The organism is Pseudomarimonas arenosa, assembly GCF_014841215.1.
GTDB lineage: Bacteria > Pseudomonadota > Gammaproteobacteria > Xanthomonadales > Xanthomonadaceae > Pseudomarimonas > Pseudomarimonas arenosa.
Window position 1 is genome coordinate 45,749 of sequence record NZ_JACYTR010000005.1, and the last position, 16,432, is coordinate 62,180.

At 65.8% G+C, this 16,432-nt stretch carries 5 protein-coding genes; 2 read left to right on the plus strand and 3 right to left on the minus strand.

Annotated features, from left to right (window positions below; translation table 11 throughout):
* Positions 1–2: 2 nt before the first annotated feature.
* Together IFO71_RS03790 and galE are read left to right on the plus strand one after the other, a co-directional pair.
* A complete protein-coding gene (locus IFO71_RS03790) occupies positions 3–12,179 on the plus strand; it encodes a non-ribosomal peptide synthetase/type I polyketide synthase (protein WP_192028207.1) in 12,177 nt (4,058 codons plus the stop codon).
* Between the two features lies 1 nt (position 12,180).
* Positions 12,181–13,185: a UDP-glucose 4-epimerase GalE gene (galE, locus tag IFO71_RS03795; RefSeq protein WP_192028208.1), complete on the plus strand. Its 1,005-nt coding sequence runs from the start codon at positions 12,181–12,183 to the stop codon at positions 13,183–13,185.
* Between the two features lie 312 nt (positions 13,186–13,497).
* Here the strand turns inward: galE and nagA are convergent, their stop codons facing one another.
* From nagA to IFO71_RS03810, 3 genes are read right to left on the minus strand one after another with little or no spacing between them, the layout of a single operon-like run.
* On the minus strand, positions 13,498–14,637 hold the full coding sequence (nagA, locus tag IFO71_RS03800) for an N-acetylglucosamine-6-phosphate deacetylase (protein WP_192028209.1): 1,140 nt from the start codon (positions 14,635–14,637) through the stop codon (positions 13,498–13,500).
* Positions 14,637–15,671 carry an SIS domain-containing protein gene (locus IFO71_RS03805; RefSeq protein WP_192028210.1) on the minus strand — a complete coding sequence of 345 codons (1,035 nt, stop codon included), beginning with the start codon at positions 15,669–15,671 and terminating at the stop codon, positions 14,637–14,639. Before IFO71_RS03805 ends, nagA begins: the two co-directional genes overlap by 1 nt.
* Positions 15,664–16,410, minus strand: coding sequence for a GntR family transcriptional regulator (locus tag IFO71_RS03810; RefSeq protein WP_192028211.1), 747 nt, complete (start codon positions 16,408–16,410; stop codon positions 15,664–15,666). Before IFO71_RS03810 ends, IFO71_RS03805 begins: the two co-directional genes overlap by 8 nt.
* Positions 16,411–16,432: the final 22 nt, after the last annotated feature.

A 16,432-nucleotide genomic window follows, 5' to 3' on the forward strand; every position in this document is an offset into this window, starting at 1 on the left:
TGATGCATAGCTTGAAGGGCGGTAGCGCCTGCGGCGCGCATTCCGAGCCGGACCTGGCACTGGACTGGTTGAGCCGCGCGACCGGTTGGGCGACTTCTCCCGCCCTGATTTCAGCGCAAGGCGAGCTGAGTTATGCCGAGCTGGCCAACGAAGTCGCCGCACGTCGACAGCAGCTGATCGCGGCCGGGCTGCAGGGCGGTGATCGTCTGGCGATTGCCGCCAGCCGAGAACGCGAAACCCTGCTGTGGATTCTGGCCGCGGTTGCGGCCGGCGTGGCCTACGTGCCGCTGGACCTCGGCTATCCCGACGAACGTTTGCGGATGATGCTGGAAGACAGCCAACCGCGCGCCGTGGTTGGCAGTGCAGTGGCCCTGGCCGAGCTGGCACAACGCCTCGGTCCGTTGCCGGATCTGAACCAACCCGCGGCGCGGCGCGCACTGCACGCCGCCGAAGCCGATCTGGCCTATGTGCTCTTCACCTCAGGTTCCACCGGGCGACCGAAGGGCGTGGCGATGGGCCGCGGCCCGCTGAGCCGATTGATCGACTGGCACGTTCAGCATCCACGACTGGGCCAGTCGGCGCGCTGCCTGCTGTTTGCGCCATTCTCCTTTGATGTGCATTTCCAGGAGATCTTCTCCACCCTGGCGGTGGGCGGCTGCCTGATCCTCACTGATGAAGCAACCCGGCGCGATCCGCTCGCCCTGGCCGAGGTGATCGAAGAAAAGGCGGTCGAGCGCCTGTTCCTGCCCTATGTCGCTCTGCAGATGCTGGCCGAGGCCTGCGCCGAACGCGCGCCAGCCTGCCTGCGCGATGTGATCAGTGCCGGCGAACAGTTGCAGATCAGCGCCAGCATCCGCCGCCTGTTTGCCGCCCTGCCGCAGGCCGCCCTGCACAACCACTATGGGCCGACCGAATCGCATGTAGTGACGGCATTCGAGCTGCTGGCCCCGGCCCACGACTGGCCGGCGATTCCGCCGATTGGCCCCGCCCTGCCCTATGTCGAGATTCGTCTGCAGCCCTTGGACGATGCCGATGGCGCGAACGAAGGCGAGCTACTGCTCGGCGGCCCGACCCTGGCCCATGGCTATCTCGGCCGCGCCGAGCTCAGCGCGGAACGTTTTGTTAAGGACGACGACGGACAGATCTGGTATCACACCGGCGATCGCGTGCGGATCGATGCCGCGGGCGGCCTGAGCTATCTCGGCCGCGCCGATCGCCAGGTCAAGATTGATGGTTTCCGCATCGAGCCGGGTGAGATCGAGCTGGCCCTGCTGGAACAGCCCGGGCTGAAAGATGCCGCGGTCGCCCCACGCGAATTGCCCGGACTCGGCCTGCAACTGGTGGCCTGGGTCGTGGCCGACGGCGCCAGCGAAACCAGCGGCCTGGAGCAGGCCTTGCGCGGCGCCATGCGTCAGCGCCTGCCGGCCTACATGCAGCCGCTGCGCTATGTGCAGCTAGAGCGCCTGCCGCAGACACCCAGCGGCAAGATCGATCGCGCCGCCCTGCAGCTCGACGAGGCCGCGCAGCAGACGACATCGACCCATCTCGAGCCCGCCGAAGCCATCGGCCACTACTGGCGGCAGTTGTTGGCCTCGCCGGAACTGGGTGATCAGGACAATCTGTTCGAAGCCGGCGCACGTTCGCTGACCGTACTGCGCTTTCTGGCCATGATGCGTGAGCTCGGTGGCAGCCGACTCAACGTGGCCGATGTCTATGATCACCCCAGCATTGCTGGCCTGCGCCGCCGTCTGCAGCAAGACGGCGCAAGCGGTCGCCAGCCGACCCGCCAGCGGCAAAGGCAGGGTGGCCAAGGTCAGAATGGTGCGATCGCCATTATCGGCATGGCCCTGGATACCGCGCTGGGCCAGACGGTCGAGCAATTCTGGCAGGCCCTGCTCGACGGCGCCGAGGGCATTCGTCAGTTCCGCCCGGAGGAGCTGGATCCCGATCAGCCGGCCGAGATCCGCCAGCACCCGCACTTTGTTCCCGCGCGCGGCGTGCTGGCCGATCCGGATCAGTTCGATGCCGAGTTCTTCGGCATTCCGGCACGTGAGGCGGTACTGATCGATCCGCAGCAGCGACGCCTGCTGCAACTGGCCTGGAATGCGCTGGAAGACGCCGGCCTACGCCCGGACGGCGAACACAGCATCGGCGTCTACGCCGGCAGCGCCAACAACACCTATGCCACAGCCCTGCGCCGCCACGCACCGCAGCTGATCGCCCAGAGCGGCGAGTTCAGCGCCATGCTGGCCAGCGAGAAGGACTACGTCGCCACCCGCATCGCTCATCGACTCGATCTGCACGGTCCGGCGCTGAGCATCCACACTGCCTGTTCCACCGGCCTGGTAGCCATCGCCCAGGCCTGCGAAGCGCTGCGTGCCGGCCAGTGCGACATCGCCCTGGCTGGCGGCGCCACCCTCACCGTTCCGCAAGCCTCCGGTTATGTGCATGTCGAAGGCGGCATGGAGTCGGCCGACGGCCATTGTCGTCCATTTGATGCCGCCGCCAGCGGAACGGTATTCGCCTCCGGCGCCGCCCTGGTGGTACTGAAGCCGCTGGAACGGGCAATGGAGGATCACGATCATATCCACGCGGTGATCCACGGCGTCGGTCTGAACAATGACGGCGGTGGCAAGGCCAGCTTTACCGCGCCGAGCCAGAGTGGCCAGGCCGAAGTGATTCGCATGGCGCTGGACGATGCCGGCCTCAGCGCCGCACAGATCGGCTATGTCGAAGCCCATGGCACCGCTACCCAGCTCGGCGATCCGATCGAGCTGGCCGCCCTTAGCCAGGCGTTTCGCCAGGACACCGAGGCCAGCGGTTACTGCCGGATCGGTTCGCTGAAGAGCAATCTCGGCCACACCGTCGCCGCGGCCGGCGCGCTCGGCCTGATCAAGTCTGCCCTGGCGCTGCAGCATCAGCGCATTCCGGCCACCCTGCATTTCCACGCCGCCAATCCTCTGCTCGATCTCGAGGCCAGCCCGTTCCGGGTCTGTGCCGAGCTGCAGGCCTGGCCACGCAGCGAAACCCCGCGTTATGCGGGGGTCAGCTCATTCGGCGTTGGCGGCACCAATGCCCATCTGATTGTCGGCGAGCCACCCGAACTGGCCCGCCTGGGCCGCTTGGCCGGCGATCAGGCACCGACGCTGCTCTGTCTTTCCGCGCGCAGCAAGGACGGTCTGCAGCGCCGTGCGACGCAGCTGGCCGATTGGTGTGCTGCGCAGCCGGACGTCGAACCGGCGAGCTTGGCTTACAGCCTGTGGGTCGGCCGCCAGGCCATGGCCTGGCGCAGCAGCATCGCCGTCGAGCCGGGCCAGAACCTTGCCGATGCCCTGCGCGGCAAGCTGGCCGAGATTCAGGCCCAGCCGCAAACCCGCCAGGTCTGGCTGCTGCCCGGCCAGGGCGTGCAGTGCCCCGGCATGGCAGCTGATCTGTATCAGCGCCTGCCGGCCTTCGCCGAAGCCCTCGACCAGGCCCTGGCCTGCATAACCCCCTGCCTGGAGGTCGACCTCAAGCCCTGGTTGCTCGAAGCCGAGCACCCCGAGGCGGGGCGATTGCAGGAAACCCGCTACGCCCAGCCAGCCCTGTTCGCAACCTGTTATGCCCTGGCGCGCTGGCTGCAAAGCCTGGGCCTGCAACCGGACGCCCTGATCGGCCATAGCATCGGCGAGCTGGCGGCGGCCTGTCTGGGCGAAGTGATGAGTCTGGCCGATGCCGCCCGCCTGGTCTGCGCTCGCGGCGCGGCGATGTGGACCCAGCCACGCGGCGCCATGTTGGCCGTGCGTGCCTCGGCCGACGCGCTGTCCCAGCTGCCGGTCAAGATCGAGATAGCGGCCCATAACGCGCCCGAGCTGACCGTGCTGGCCGGCCCGCAGGCCGAGATCGACGCCTGCAAGGCGGAACTTGAGGCTAAGGGGCTCGGGGTCTCGACACTGAAGGTCTCGCATGCCTTCCACAGTGCGGCGATGGACGGCGCGCTTGAGGCGGTACGACTGGCGGCATCCAGGATCAGCCTGCAGGCGCCGAAAACGCCGCTTTACTCCTGCCTCAGCGGCAAGCTGCTGACCGCCGAGCAAGCCTGCTCGCCGGACTACTGGGCGCAGCAGGTACGCGCCCCGGTGCAGTTCTCGGCCGCCATTCTGGCCGAGCTGGATCAGCCTCACACCCTGTTTGTCGAAGTCGGCCCGGGCCAGGCCCTGAGCGCCTTGTTGCGCCGCCACCGCAGCGGCACCCATACCGCGCCGCGCCTGGTGCCCTTGCAGGGCGCCGCTGGCGAAGCCGGCAATGCTGCCCTGGCCGTGCAGGCGATCGGTCAGCTGTGGAGCCATGGCGCCGAGCCGGCCCTGCCGCTGCAGGCCGGCCGCCGCCTGCGCCTGCCCGGTTATCCCTTTGCCGACACCCGCTATTGGTTCCCGCGCCAGTCCGGCGCGGTGGCCGAACAGGCGAGTGCAGCGGCGGCCACGCTTTCCGTTTCACCTCAGGCCGCGCCGTCAGCGCCGCCGATTCTTCAGGAGACACCCGTGAGCGATCGACGTCCTGCGCTCAAAGCCGAACTGCGTCGCATTATGGCCGACCTGAGTGGTCTGCCCGATGCCGAACTGCAGGATGAGATTCCCCTGGTCGAGCTCGGCCTCGACTCACTCTCGCTGACCCAGGCCAGCCAGGAGCTGGAGCGCGTATTCGGCCTCAAGCTGCGCTTTCGTCGTCTGATGGAAGATCTCGACAGCATCGGCAAACTTAGCGAGTGGTTGCATCAGGAGCTGCCGGCAGAGCGTTTTCAGCCCGCCCCGGCCACGGCTCCGGCCCAGGTAGCGGGCGCCCCAACCGTGGCGCCCGTCGGCATGCCGATATCGATGCCGATACTGCAGAACATGCCGACCATCGACGCCAGCCCCCTTAGCCAGTTGATCCAGCAGCAGATGAGCCTGATGCAGCAGCAGCTAACCCTGTTGGCCGGCGCGCAGGCGGCTCAGATGCCGGCATTGCCTGCAGTCGCTGCCAGCACGACGCCGGCCGCGGCGGTCGCGCCCAGCGCAACAGCGCCCTCGGCCAGCAATGAGGCCGAAACCAAGGCTGATCTGCGCGAGCAGCCGTTTGGCGCCTCGGCGCGGATCACCCTGAAGAAGCAAAGCGGCTACAGTTCTGAACAAACGGCTTGGCTGGAGAACTTCAGTCAGCGCTATCTTGCCAAGCTCAGCAAATCGCGCCAGTTTGCCCAGCAGCACCGTGCCCTGATGGCCGATCCGCGGGTGGTCACCGGCTTCAACCCGCAGTGGAAAGACCTGGTGTTTCCTATCGTCGCCGAGCGCTCCGACGGCGCGCGGGTGTTCGATATCGATGGTCACGAGTACATCGATCTGTTGTCCTGCTTTGGCGCCAACCTGCTCGGTTATCAGCCGAAGGCGGTGGTGCAGGCCATGCATCGGCAGCTCGATCTTGGCATCGAGGTCGGGCCCTCGCATCCGCTGGCGGCGACGGTGTCGCAGCTGCTCAGCGAATTCACCGGCCATCCGCGCATCGCCTTCTGCAATACCGGCTCGGAGGCGGTGATGGGGGCGATGCGTATCGCCCGCACCGTGACTGGCCGCAAGACCATCGCCATCTTCACCAACAGTTACCACGGCATCTTCGATGAAGTGATCGTGCGTGGCACACGTCAGCTGCGTTCACTGTCAGCCGCACCGGGCATTCTGGCCAGCGCGGTGGAAAACGTGTTGGTGCTGGACTATGCCAGCGAAGACGCACTCAAGGTATTGCGCGAGCGCGGCCACGAACTGGCGGCGATCATGATCGAGCCGGTGCAGAACAAGTACCCGACCCTGCAGCCGCGCGATTTCGTGCATGAGCTGCGCAAGATCTGCGACCAGGCCGGATGCGCCTTGATCTTTGACGAAGTGGTCACCGGCTTCCGTCTCGCCCCCGGCGGCGCGCAGGAGTTCTACGGGGTGCGCGCCGACATCTGCACCTACGGCAAGATCATCGGCGGCGGCCTGCCGCTGGCCGCCATCGGGGGCCAGGCGCATTGGCTGGACGCCCTGGACGGCGGCTTCTGGCAATACGGCGACGACAGCTACCCGGAAGCCGGGGTGACCTATTTCGCCGGCACCTTCGTGCGTCATCCGCTGGCCCTGGCGGCGGCCGAAGCCACCCTCAATCTGCTCAAGCAGCAGGGCCCGGCGTTCTACACCGTCCTCAATCAACGCACCCAGGCCCTGGTCGACCGCCTGAACCAGTGGTTCCGCCAACAGGGCGCGCCGGTAAAGGCGGTGCATTGCGCTTCGCTGTGGCGTCTGCAGTGGGATGAAGGCGTCAGCCATATCAGCCTGTTCTACTATCTGGCGCGCTTCCACGGCCTGCACCTGTACGAACAGTTCGGGCACTTCGTCACCGCAGCAATGGGCGCGGCCGAACTCGATCGGATCTTCCAGGTGTTCACCGACAGTTTGTCCGAGCTAATGCAGCTCGGCCTGATCCAGCGCAAGCCGGGCTCGCCAGACGACCCCAGCCCACTCGACACCGGGCCTGGCCGCAGTGAACACGCCGATCAAGGACCGCTCAGCCCGGGCCAGGAAGAACGTTGGCTGGCCGCCAGCTACGACGCCGATGCCCTGCGCGCCCTGAACGAAAGCTTTGTGCTGGAGTTGCACGGCGCGCTCGACCCGGCGGCGATGCAGCGCGCCTTGAACATGATGATCCAGCGCCACCCGGTGTTCCGCCTGCAGCTCTCGGGCGAGGCCCCGGAGCAGCAACGATTCGGACAGCTCGAGTTCCCCTTACATCAGGTCGATCTCTCACAGCAACCTGATCCGCTGCAGGCACTGAACACCTATGTCGATCAGCACAACGATGCTGCCTTCGCCCTCGGCCAAGGGCCCTTGCTGCGCCTGGCCTGGTTGACCCTGGGCCCACAGCATCATGCCTTGCATCTGGTCGCCAGCCATCTGGTGTTCGACGGCTGGGCGGCCAGCGTGTTTTTGCGCGAGCTGGCCGAGCTGTACGGCGCCGAGTGCCAGGGGCGTCAGGCTTCCCTGCCGCCCGCTGGCGATCCGATCGCCTTTGCCGCCGCCGAGCAGGCGCGCATGCAGGGCAGCGAAGCCAGCGAGGCGCGTGAGTTCTGGCGTGGCCAGTTGCAGGCACCGCCGGCGCCGCTGAACCTGGGCGACCTGCAACCGGAAGGCCGGCGCAGCTTTCGTGCAGGCACCGCGTATTGGTCGCTGGCCGCTGAGCCCTTGGCGAAACTGCGCGCTCAGGCCAAGGCCGAGCGCTGCACCCTGTTCCAATCGGCTCTGGCCGCGGTGGCTTCGGCCTTGGCGAAACTTGCCGATCAGCAGGATCTGGTGATCTGCGTACCCTATGCCAGCCAGAGCCTGGGCCAGCATCCGGCCCTGATCGCCGATGGCGTGCTTGATCTTCCTTTGCGCCTGGACTGCCACTCCCAGCACAGCCGCTCCGAACTGCGCCAGCAGGTGCGCTCGCGGCTGATGGATGCGCTGGAACAACCGTTGATGACTCAGGGCATCGCGGCCCGCACACTGGGCCTGCCGAGTCGCGGCGATCGGCCGCCACTGACCGGGGTCTATTTCAATCTTAACCCCAAGATCGAGCTGGGCGGGTTTGCGCCTTTGCAGGCCAGCATGCGCGAAGGGCGCAAACCCGGCCTGCTCGGCGAATTGATGTTCAGCTTCTACGATCAGGGCGATACCCTGGCCCTCGATCTGCACTACAGCCGCGACTTCTTCAGCGAACAGCGGATCGACGAGATTCTGCGCATCGTGGCCGCCGCGCTCGGCGGTACGGTCGATGCCGATCCGGATCATAGGGTGCCTGTTGGACGCACCGTCGCCGACGACCCCCACGCCGTCCACGGCCGCGCCCGCGCCCTGGAAACCGCACCGCGCGTCGAACAGGAAATCGCCGCCCAGGCCGCGCGCAGCCCCGATGCCCTGGCCGTGGTCTGCGGCGATCAACGCCTCAGCTATGCGCAACTGCAGCAACGCGCCAACCAGATCGCCCGCTGCCTGGTGAAACGCGGCGTTCAGCCGGGTCAACGGGTTGGCCTGTGTCTGCCGCGCAGCGCCAATCTGCTGGCCGCCGTACTCGGCGTGCTGCAGACCGGTGCCGCCTATGTGCCGCTGGATCCGATGTTCCCGATCGGCCGCCTGCGCGACATGCTCGAAGATGCCGAACTCAGTCTGCTGCTGGGTGATCAGGCTGCTGCCGAGCGACTGCAGCCGGGCGATCTGCCGACCGTGCTGCTGGATCGCGACCAGGTCGAGATCGATGCAACAGTGGCCGAGCCCCTGAACCTGCAGTTCGATCGTGATCTGCCGGCCTACGTGATTTACACCTCAGGCTCCACCGGCAAGCCCAAAGGCGTGGTGGTGATGCAGCGCGGCGTGGTGAACTTCCTGCGCAGCATGGCCGATGAACCGGGTCTGGCCTGTACCGATCACCTGCTGGCGGTCACCACGCTCAGTTTCGATATCGCCGTGCTGGAACTGATGCTACCGCTGTGCGTCGGCGCCCAGGTGGTGATCGCCCTGCGCGAACAGGCAGTCGATGGCCACGCGCTCAAGCAATTGATCGAGCAGCAGCAGATCACCCTGCTGCAGGCCACGCCCAGCACCTGGCACTTGCTGCTGGAAGCCGGTTTCCGCGCCCCGGCCAGCTTTCGTGCTCTGTGCGGCGGCGAAGCGATGACTCCAAGCCTGGCGCAGTCCCTGCTCGGCGCCGGTGTCAGTGAACTGTGGAACATGTATGGGCCGACCGAAACCACCATCTGGTCGACCCTGTCGCGGATCACCGATCCACAGGCGATCCATATCGGCCACCCGATCGATAACACCGTGGTGCGCATTCTCGATGAGCAAGGCCGGCCCTGCGCGCCTGGCAGCGCGGGCGAGATCTGCATCGGCGGCGATGGCGTCGCCCAAGGCTATTTCCGTCGCGAGCAGCTGACCGCCGAACGCTTTGTCGCCGATCGCTTCGCTGAGACAGCAGGCGCGCGGATCTACCGCACCGGCGACCTCGGCAGCTGGAATGCCGACGGCACCCTGCGCCATATGGGCCGACTCGACCACCAGGTCAAACTGCGTGGCTATCGAATCGAACTTGGAGAAATCGAGGTTGCGCTGGAAGCGCTGCAGCCGGTACAACGCGCCGCCGTCACGGTGCAGAACTTCGGCCCGCAGGACGACCGGCTGGTGGCTCATCTGGTCGCAAACTCCACCACTTGTAGTTTGGCCGAGCTGCGGCGTGCGCTGTCCGGCCGCCTTCCCGACTACATGCTGCCGCAGCAGGTCGAGTGGCTGGAGGCCCTGCCCCTGCTGCCGAACGGCAAGATCGATCGCAAACAGTTGGGCCAGCCAGCAGCGACGCCGGGCACCCAAGCAGCCGCCGTCGAACTCACACCGCCGGCATCGCAGTCGGTGGACCAGGTCGCCGCCAGCATGGCTGCTCTGCTGCATTGCGATCGGGTCGAAGCCGATGCCAACTTCTTCGAACTCGGTGGCCACTCCTTGCTGGCCGCCAAGCTCACCGCTGCCCTGAACAAGCAATTCGGCTCAAAGCTGGTGCTCCGCGATGTATTCGAAGCACCGACGCCGGCCGGCCTGGCAGCGCGCTTGGCGCCTGTGGCTACGGCCAGCGAATCGCCAGCAGACTGGCCGCTGCTGCAGCCTCAGGCCAAGCAAGATCGCGCACCGCTTTCCTCGGTGCAAAGGCGGCTGTGGTTCTTGGAGCAGCTGACCGGCGACGGCGGCTTCAATCTGCTGCCCTCGGCACACCTGCTGCGTGGGCCGCTGGATCCAAGCGCTCTCGGCCGCGCCCTGCAGGCCTTTGTCGATCGCCACCCGGCCCTGCGCACCGTGTTCGCCCCCACCGCCGATGGCGCCGAGCAGCGCGTGCTTGCCCATTTGCCATTCAAACTCGATGTTCATGACTGCGGCTCAACCGACTCGGAGTTGGCGAAAGCGGAGATTCGCCAGGCCGTGCAGGCCATGCTCGACCAGGGCGTCGATCTTCAGCGCGGCCCGGCCTTCCGCTGTGCGCTGTATCGCATCGATCCACAGCAGCATGTGCTGGTGTTCATCGTTCATCACCTGATCTGGGATGGCTGGTGTTTCGACCTGCTATACCGCGATCTATCCGAGCTGTATCAGTCCGAGCTCGAAGGCCGCAGCCCGCAGCTGCCGCCGCTTAGCATCAGCTATGCCGACTTCTGTCATTGGCAGGCCGAGGCCACGCGCAGCCCGCGCATGCAGCAGGAGATCGGCTACTGGACGCAGCATTTGCAGCCCTTGCCGCCTGCACTCAGCCTGCCTTCTCAACACAATCGTCCCGCGCAATGGAGCGGCCGCGGCCAGTCGTTCAAGCTGGAGGTCGATGCCTCCCAGGTGCAGCATCTGCATGCGCTGGCGCGCAGTCAGGGCAGCACCCTGTTCGTGGTCTGCCTGGCCGCCTATGCCTGGCTGTTGCATCAGCTCAGCCAACAACGGGAAGTTCTGGTCGGCATTCCACTGCGCGGGCGTGAAGCGCCGGAACTGCTGCCAGTGCTGGGCTTCTTCGTCAATGCCATCCCGTTTCGCTCGCGCTTGGACAGCCACGACTCACTCAGCCTGGCGGAGTGGATTCGCGAGGTACACCGGGAAGTGATGCAGGATCTGGCGCATCCCAATGTGCCGCTGGAATCCCTGGTTCAGGCCTTGAAGCCCAAGCGTGACGCCTCGCGTCCGATGCTGTTCCAGAGCCAGTTCTCGTTCCAGGATGCCCGCGAGCGGCCAGCCGACTGGGGCAATCTCAAGCATTCGCGCTTTGATGTGCCGATCAGCGGCAGCAGCCATGAGCTGTCGCTGTGGTGTGTCGAGTTGGCCGACCGCATGGAGACCGTATTCACCTACGCCAGCGATCTGTTTGATGAGACGCAGGCGCGCGCCTGGGCCGATCAGTATGTGCGGATCTTGCAGGCTTTTGCCGCGGCGTCGGCAGACCAGGCCTTGTCGACCATCGGGGCGACGCAGCCGCTGGCCGTTCTGCGCAGGGCCGAAGCCGCAGCCCCGGCAACTGTCGCGGCGCTCGCCCAGCAGTCGAGCGATATGCTAAGTGTGGTGCGTCAGGTCTGGTGCGAGTTGTTGAGCCTGGACGCCATCCATGCGAGCGATAATTTCTTCGATATCGGCGGCCACTCATTGCTGGCCATGCGCATGTTCCATGAACTGAACCAGCGCACCGGGGTCAACCTGCCCCTGGCCACCTTGTTCAGCGCACCGACCCTGGCCGAACTGGCACAGGCGTTCGATCAGGCTCGAGGCGCCGGCCAGCGCGAGCCGACCAGCACTCCGATCGAGGCGATCGACCCGTGGTCGGTGCTGGTGCCGATCAATCGTGACGGCGGCCGGCGGCCGCTGTTCTTTGTCCACGCCGTCGGTGGCAATGTGCTCAACTATCGTGGCCTGGCCGAAGCCCTGGGCAAGGATCAACCCAGCTATGGCCTGCAATCGATCGGTCTCGATGGCCAGACGGCGCCCCTGCAGCGCATCGAAGACATGGCGGCGCGCTATATCGAGGCGATGCGCACGGTGCAACCTCAGGGCCCCTACCAACTCGCCGGTGGATCGATGGGGGGTGCCATCGCCTTCGAGATCGCGCGCCAACTTACCGCTCAGGGCGAACAGGTCAGCCTGCTGGCACTGTTTGATACCTTTGCCCCGGCCTCCGGCCCCATCAGCGGCCAGGCCGGCGCCGGGCTGTGGCGGCGCATCAGTCGCAGCCTGCAGCGCGGCCAGGGCCTGGCAGCCGCGGGCCGCTTGATGCAGCGCTGGGCGCACGATGCACAGGCCATGTGGTGTCGGCTGCGCGGCCAACCCTTGCCGCACAGCCTGCGCTACTTCGTGGTTGAGCAGGTCAATTACCAAGCGATGGCGCAGTATCGTGCCGAGCCCTGTTCGGTCAGTGCCTGCCTGTTCCGCACCCTGCACAGCCATCGCCAAGACCGCCGCGACGACAGTCTGGGCTGGTCTGCACTGGCGACGGGCGGCGTGCAGGTCATACGTCTGCAGGGTGAGCATGCCAGCTTTGTCGAAGAGCCGGCCCTGGCGAGCACCTTCGCCGAATTCATCAGGTCGCGGCAACCGGCCGAGGTGATCGACCTCGCCGACGCACGACTGCGCAAGGAGATTTAGGATGTCAGCAATTTTGGTCACCGGCGGCGCCGGTTACATCGGCAGCCACGTAGTGATGCAACTGCGTGCTCAGAATGAACAGGTCGTCGTGTTGGATAACCTCAGCACCGGCTTTGCCGATGCCGTGCAGGATGCGGAGCTGGTGGTAGGTGAAGTCGGCGACCAAGCCCTGGTGGCTGAGCTTCTGGCCAAGCATCAGATCGACACGGTGATGCATTTCGCTGCCCGCACCATCGTGCCGGAATCGGTGGCCGATCCGCTGCGCTACTACGGCAACAACACCTGTGCAACGCGCAATCTACTGGCCTGCTGCCGCGACGCTGGAGTGAAGCACGTGGTGTTTTCGTCCACTGCGGCGGTCTATGGCATTCCCGCCGGAGGACGCTGCCGCGAAGACTCGCCCACGGCTCCGATCAATCCCTACGGCAGCTCCAAGTTGATGAGCGAATGGATGCTGCGTGATCTGGCCGCTTCCAGCGATCTGCGCTACGTCGCCCTGCGCTACTTCAATGTCGCCGGCTGTGATCGCCAGGGGCGAATCGGTCAGTCGACTGAGAAGGCCACCTTGCTGGTGAAAGTAGCGGCCGAGGCTGCTCTGGGTCGGCGATCGCAGTTGCTGGTATTCGGCTCGGACTATGACACCGTCGACGGCACTGGCGTGCGCGACTATATCCATGTCGAGGATCTCGCCCGCGCCCATCTCGATGCCCTGACCTACCTGCGCCGCGGCGGGTCCTCGGAAACCCTGAATGTCGGCTATGGCCATGGCTACAGCGTGCGTCAGGTGATCCAGGCCATGGAACGCGCCCTCGGCGCCAGCATTCCGGTTTCCGACCAACCGCGCCGCGCTGGCGACCCGCCGGAACTGGTCGCTGAGTGCGCGCGGATCAAGGACGTACTCGGCTGGCAGCCCGAGCTCGACGACCTCGACCTGATCTGCGCCACATCGCTGGCCTGGGAGCGCAAGCTGATGGAACGTGATGTTCTGCAACCCAGCATCGTCTGACTATCGGCACGCACGCTGGGCTTTGCAGCCCAGCCTACGAGGGCTCGATCGCAGGGCTTGGCACGCTTCGACAGGCTCAGCGTGCGTGGTCGAGTACCGCTACCTGTAGGTATGCGAGCCAACGCGCCTCGTTGACACAGCCCACGCTGGCTGAGCATGTCGAAGCCAGCCGAACGAGGCGTGACAAGTCTCGATCACATCGAGCCGGTTCAAGTGCCACTTGGCTCCGCCCACGGCGGCGATTCTGACTTGCTGAGCTGGGTCAACGGTTGACTGCCTGCATTGAGCTCAGCTTGCGCGTGCACTTCGACCCTACCCTTCCCTACCCCCGATCCAGGTCCGCAGCACCTGAACCTGCTGATCCACCAACACCAGGTCGGCGCGCAGACCGGGGCGGATGCTGCCGGTGGACTCTGACAGGCCGAGAAACTCGGCCGGTGCTGCGCTGGCCATATGCACCGCCTGCTGCAAGGGCAGATCCAGCCAGCGATGAGCGTTGCGCACCGCGCTGGCCATATCCAGCGATGAGCCGGACAACACGCCATCAGGGTCGAGCAGCCGACCGTTGGTCTGTTCGATCCTTCGCCCTTGCAGCAGAAAGTACGGTTGATCACTGCCGACATTGGGCATGGCATCGCTGATCAGGATGAAGCGCTGCTGCTGTCTGGCGGCCAGCGCGATGCGCAGCACCACCGGATCGACGTGCACGCCATCGACGATGATGCTGCACCAGCAGGTCGGATCATCCAGGGCAGCGCCAACCACGCCGGGTTCGCGACTGGTCAAGGGCGACATGGCATTGAACAGGTGGGTTACCGCGCTAACCCCATGATCCAGCGCACGACGCATGTCGGCGTAGCTGGCATTGCTGTGGCCAGCGCTGACGATCACCCCGGTCTCGCGCAAGCGGGCGATGGTCGACACCCGAGTCATTTCCGGCGCCAGGGTCAGCAGGATGCAGCCGCCGCGCAGGCTGCCCAGGACGGCGATGTCCTGATCGTCGAGGTCGCGGAACTTGGCCGCGTCATGGGTGCCCTTGCGCTGCCGATTGAGGCAGGGGCCTTCGATATGCACGCCAAGCACTCCCGGCACGCCCGCGGCAATCGCTGCGCTGACGGCGTCGACCGCGCGTTGGATGGTCTCGCGGTCATCACTGATCAGGGTCGGCAGAAATCCGGTGGTACCAAAGCGCCGGTGTGCTGCGCCGATCCTGCGGATGGTGTCGACGCTGGGCTCGTCATTGAACAAGGCGCCGCCGCCACCATTGACCTGGATATCGATAAAGCCAGGCAGCAGACGCTGCCGCCGGAGATCAATCAACTCGGCCTGCGCGCAACGCGGATCGTCCTCCACGACCAGCGCTTCGATCCGTTCGTCGTCGATCAATAGCACGCGGTCCTCAACCCAGCCGGTGGGCGTCAGGATCGACCCGTTGTGCAGTGCCAATCTCATCAATGCGTCTCGGTCACCTTGCGCAGATGCGGCGGTCGGTCCGGGTCATGACCACGCGCCAGTGATACCGAGTTGATCAGTCGGTAGTAGCTCTGGATCAGCAACAAGGGCTGCAACGCCGGATCCGCCGCCAGACTGGGCAAGTTGATCGCCCCCTCCAGCTGTACGCCGGCAAGTACCAGGGGAACCCCACGTTCAAGCAGTTCGCGTGCCAGCTGTTCGGAACCGGCGCGGGTAGAGTCATCCTGGGCCAATAGCAGAGCAGGAAAGTGCTGCCCCAGCAGAGCTTGCGGCCCATGGCGTACTTCGGCGGCGCTGAACGCCTCGGCATGCAGACCACTGGTTTCCTTGCCCTTGAGAGCGGCTTCCTGGGCAATCGCCAAGCCCAGTCCTCGGCCGATCACATACAGGTGACTGGCTTCGATCAACAACGCCTCGGCAGCGCCCCAGTCGAGCTCCCAGGCCTTGCTCAGCGCGTCCTCCGCACCGGCCACGGCATAACGCAGGGCTTCATCCTGATGCCATTCGCTGACCAGATGCAGGGTGGCAAACAGGGCGGCGATAAAAGACTTCGAGGCCGCCACGCTGCGCTCGGCGCCAGCGCACAGCGCCAGCACATGATCGGCAGCCGCGGCCAACGGCGAATCCTCGACATTGACCATCGCCAGCACCCGCGCGCCGGCTTGCCGTGCGGCGATCGCCGCGGCGATCAGGTCCGGGCTCTGACCGGATTGCGAAATGGCGATGAACAGGCAGTCGCGCAGATCCTGCGGCCGCCCGTAGACCGAACTCACCGAGGGAGCTGCCGAAGCCGTGATCAGACCGAGGCGAGTTTCGATCAGGTATTTGGCATAGGTCGCCGCGTGGTCCGAACTGCCGCGGGCACAGGTCACCACCGCGCGTGGCGGTCGGGCGCGCAACTCGGCAGCCAGATCGGCCACTGCCAGCCGGTTGTGCTGGAACTGTGTGCTAATGACGGAGGCAGCGCTGGCCGCCTCGCTGAACAGCAAGGTCGCGCGGGCGGCCTCAATCATTCGAAGCGCTGAGTTCGGCGACGAAATCATAGGTATCCCCTCGATAGTAAGACTGGCAGAACTCCACAGCCCGACCATCGGGCAGGAAGCCGACGCGCTCAACCAGCAGACCGGCATCGCCCTCGCGCGCTTCCAGCAGTCGCGCCTGTTCGGCACGCAGCAGCAGCGCCCGCAGACGCTGCAGGGCACGCACCGGCCGATTGCCGGCGCGCTCCAGGGCCTCGTACAAGCTGTTCTGTACCGCCTCCAGGGACGGCAGGCAGGCGGCGACGACGGTGGCAAATTCAACCGACATCGGCGCGTTGTCGGCATAGCGCAAACGGTGGAAGCGGAACACCGGTGTTCCCGGGCTGAGGCGCAGGGTCATCGCCTCTTCCGGCGTCACCGTGCCCTCCGATTTTCGGATCCATTCGCTGCTCGGCACACGACCGCGGGCGCGCATGTCTTCCGAGAACGAGGTCAGCTTGGCGAAATTCTTCTCGACCCGCGCCGAGACAAAATTGCCGGCGCCCTGCCGGCGCACCAGCAATCCTTCGTCGACCAGTCCTTCAATCGCCTTGCGCACCGTGATCCGCGATACCTGCAGCTCTTCGGCCAGATGGCGCTCGGCCGGCAAGGCCTCATCCACCGAGATCAAGCGCTTCTCGATCGCCTCGCGCAGGGCGCGCTGCAACTGTTGGTACAAGGGCTGCGGGCTGTCGGGGTCGAGGCGCCGCAGGGCGTCAGCAAGAGAGCTCATAGATGATTCCGGTGGGATACCA

Bases quoted from the DNA above. Each gene is read 5' to 3' on its own strand.
- galE (WP_192028208.1), top strand. From the start codon at position 12,181: ATGTCAGCAATTTTGGTCACCGGCGGCGCCGGTTACATCGGCAGCCAC.
- nagA (WP_192028209.1), bottom strand. From the start codon at position 14,637: ATGAGATTGGCACTGCACAACGGGTCGATCCTGACGCCCACCGGCTGG.
- IFO71_RS03810 (WP_192028211.1), bottom strand. From the start codon at position 16,410: ATGAGCTCTCTTGCTGACGCCCTGCGGCGCCTCGACCCCGACAGCCCG.
- IFO71_RS03805 (WP_192028210.1), bottom strand. From the start codon at position 15,671: ATGATTGAGGCCGCCCGCGCGACCTTGCTGTTCAGCGAGGCGGCCAGC.
- IFO71_RS03790 (WP_192028207.1), top strand. From the start codon at position 3: ATGCATAGCTTGAAGGGCGGTAGCGCCTGCGGCGCGCATTCCGAGCCG.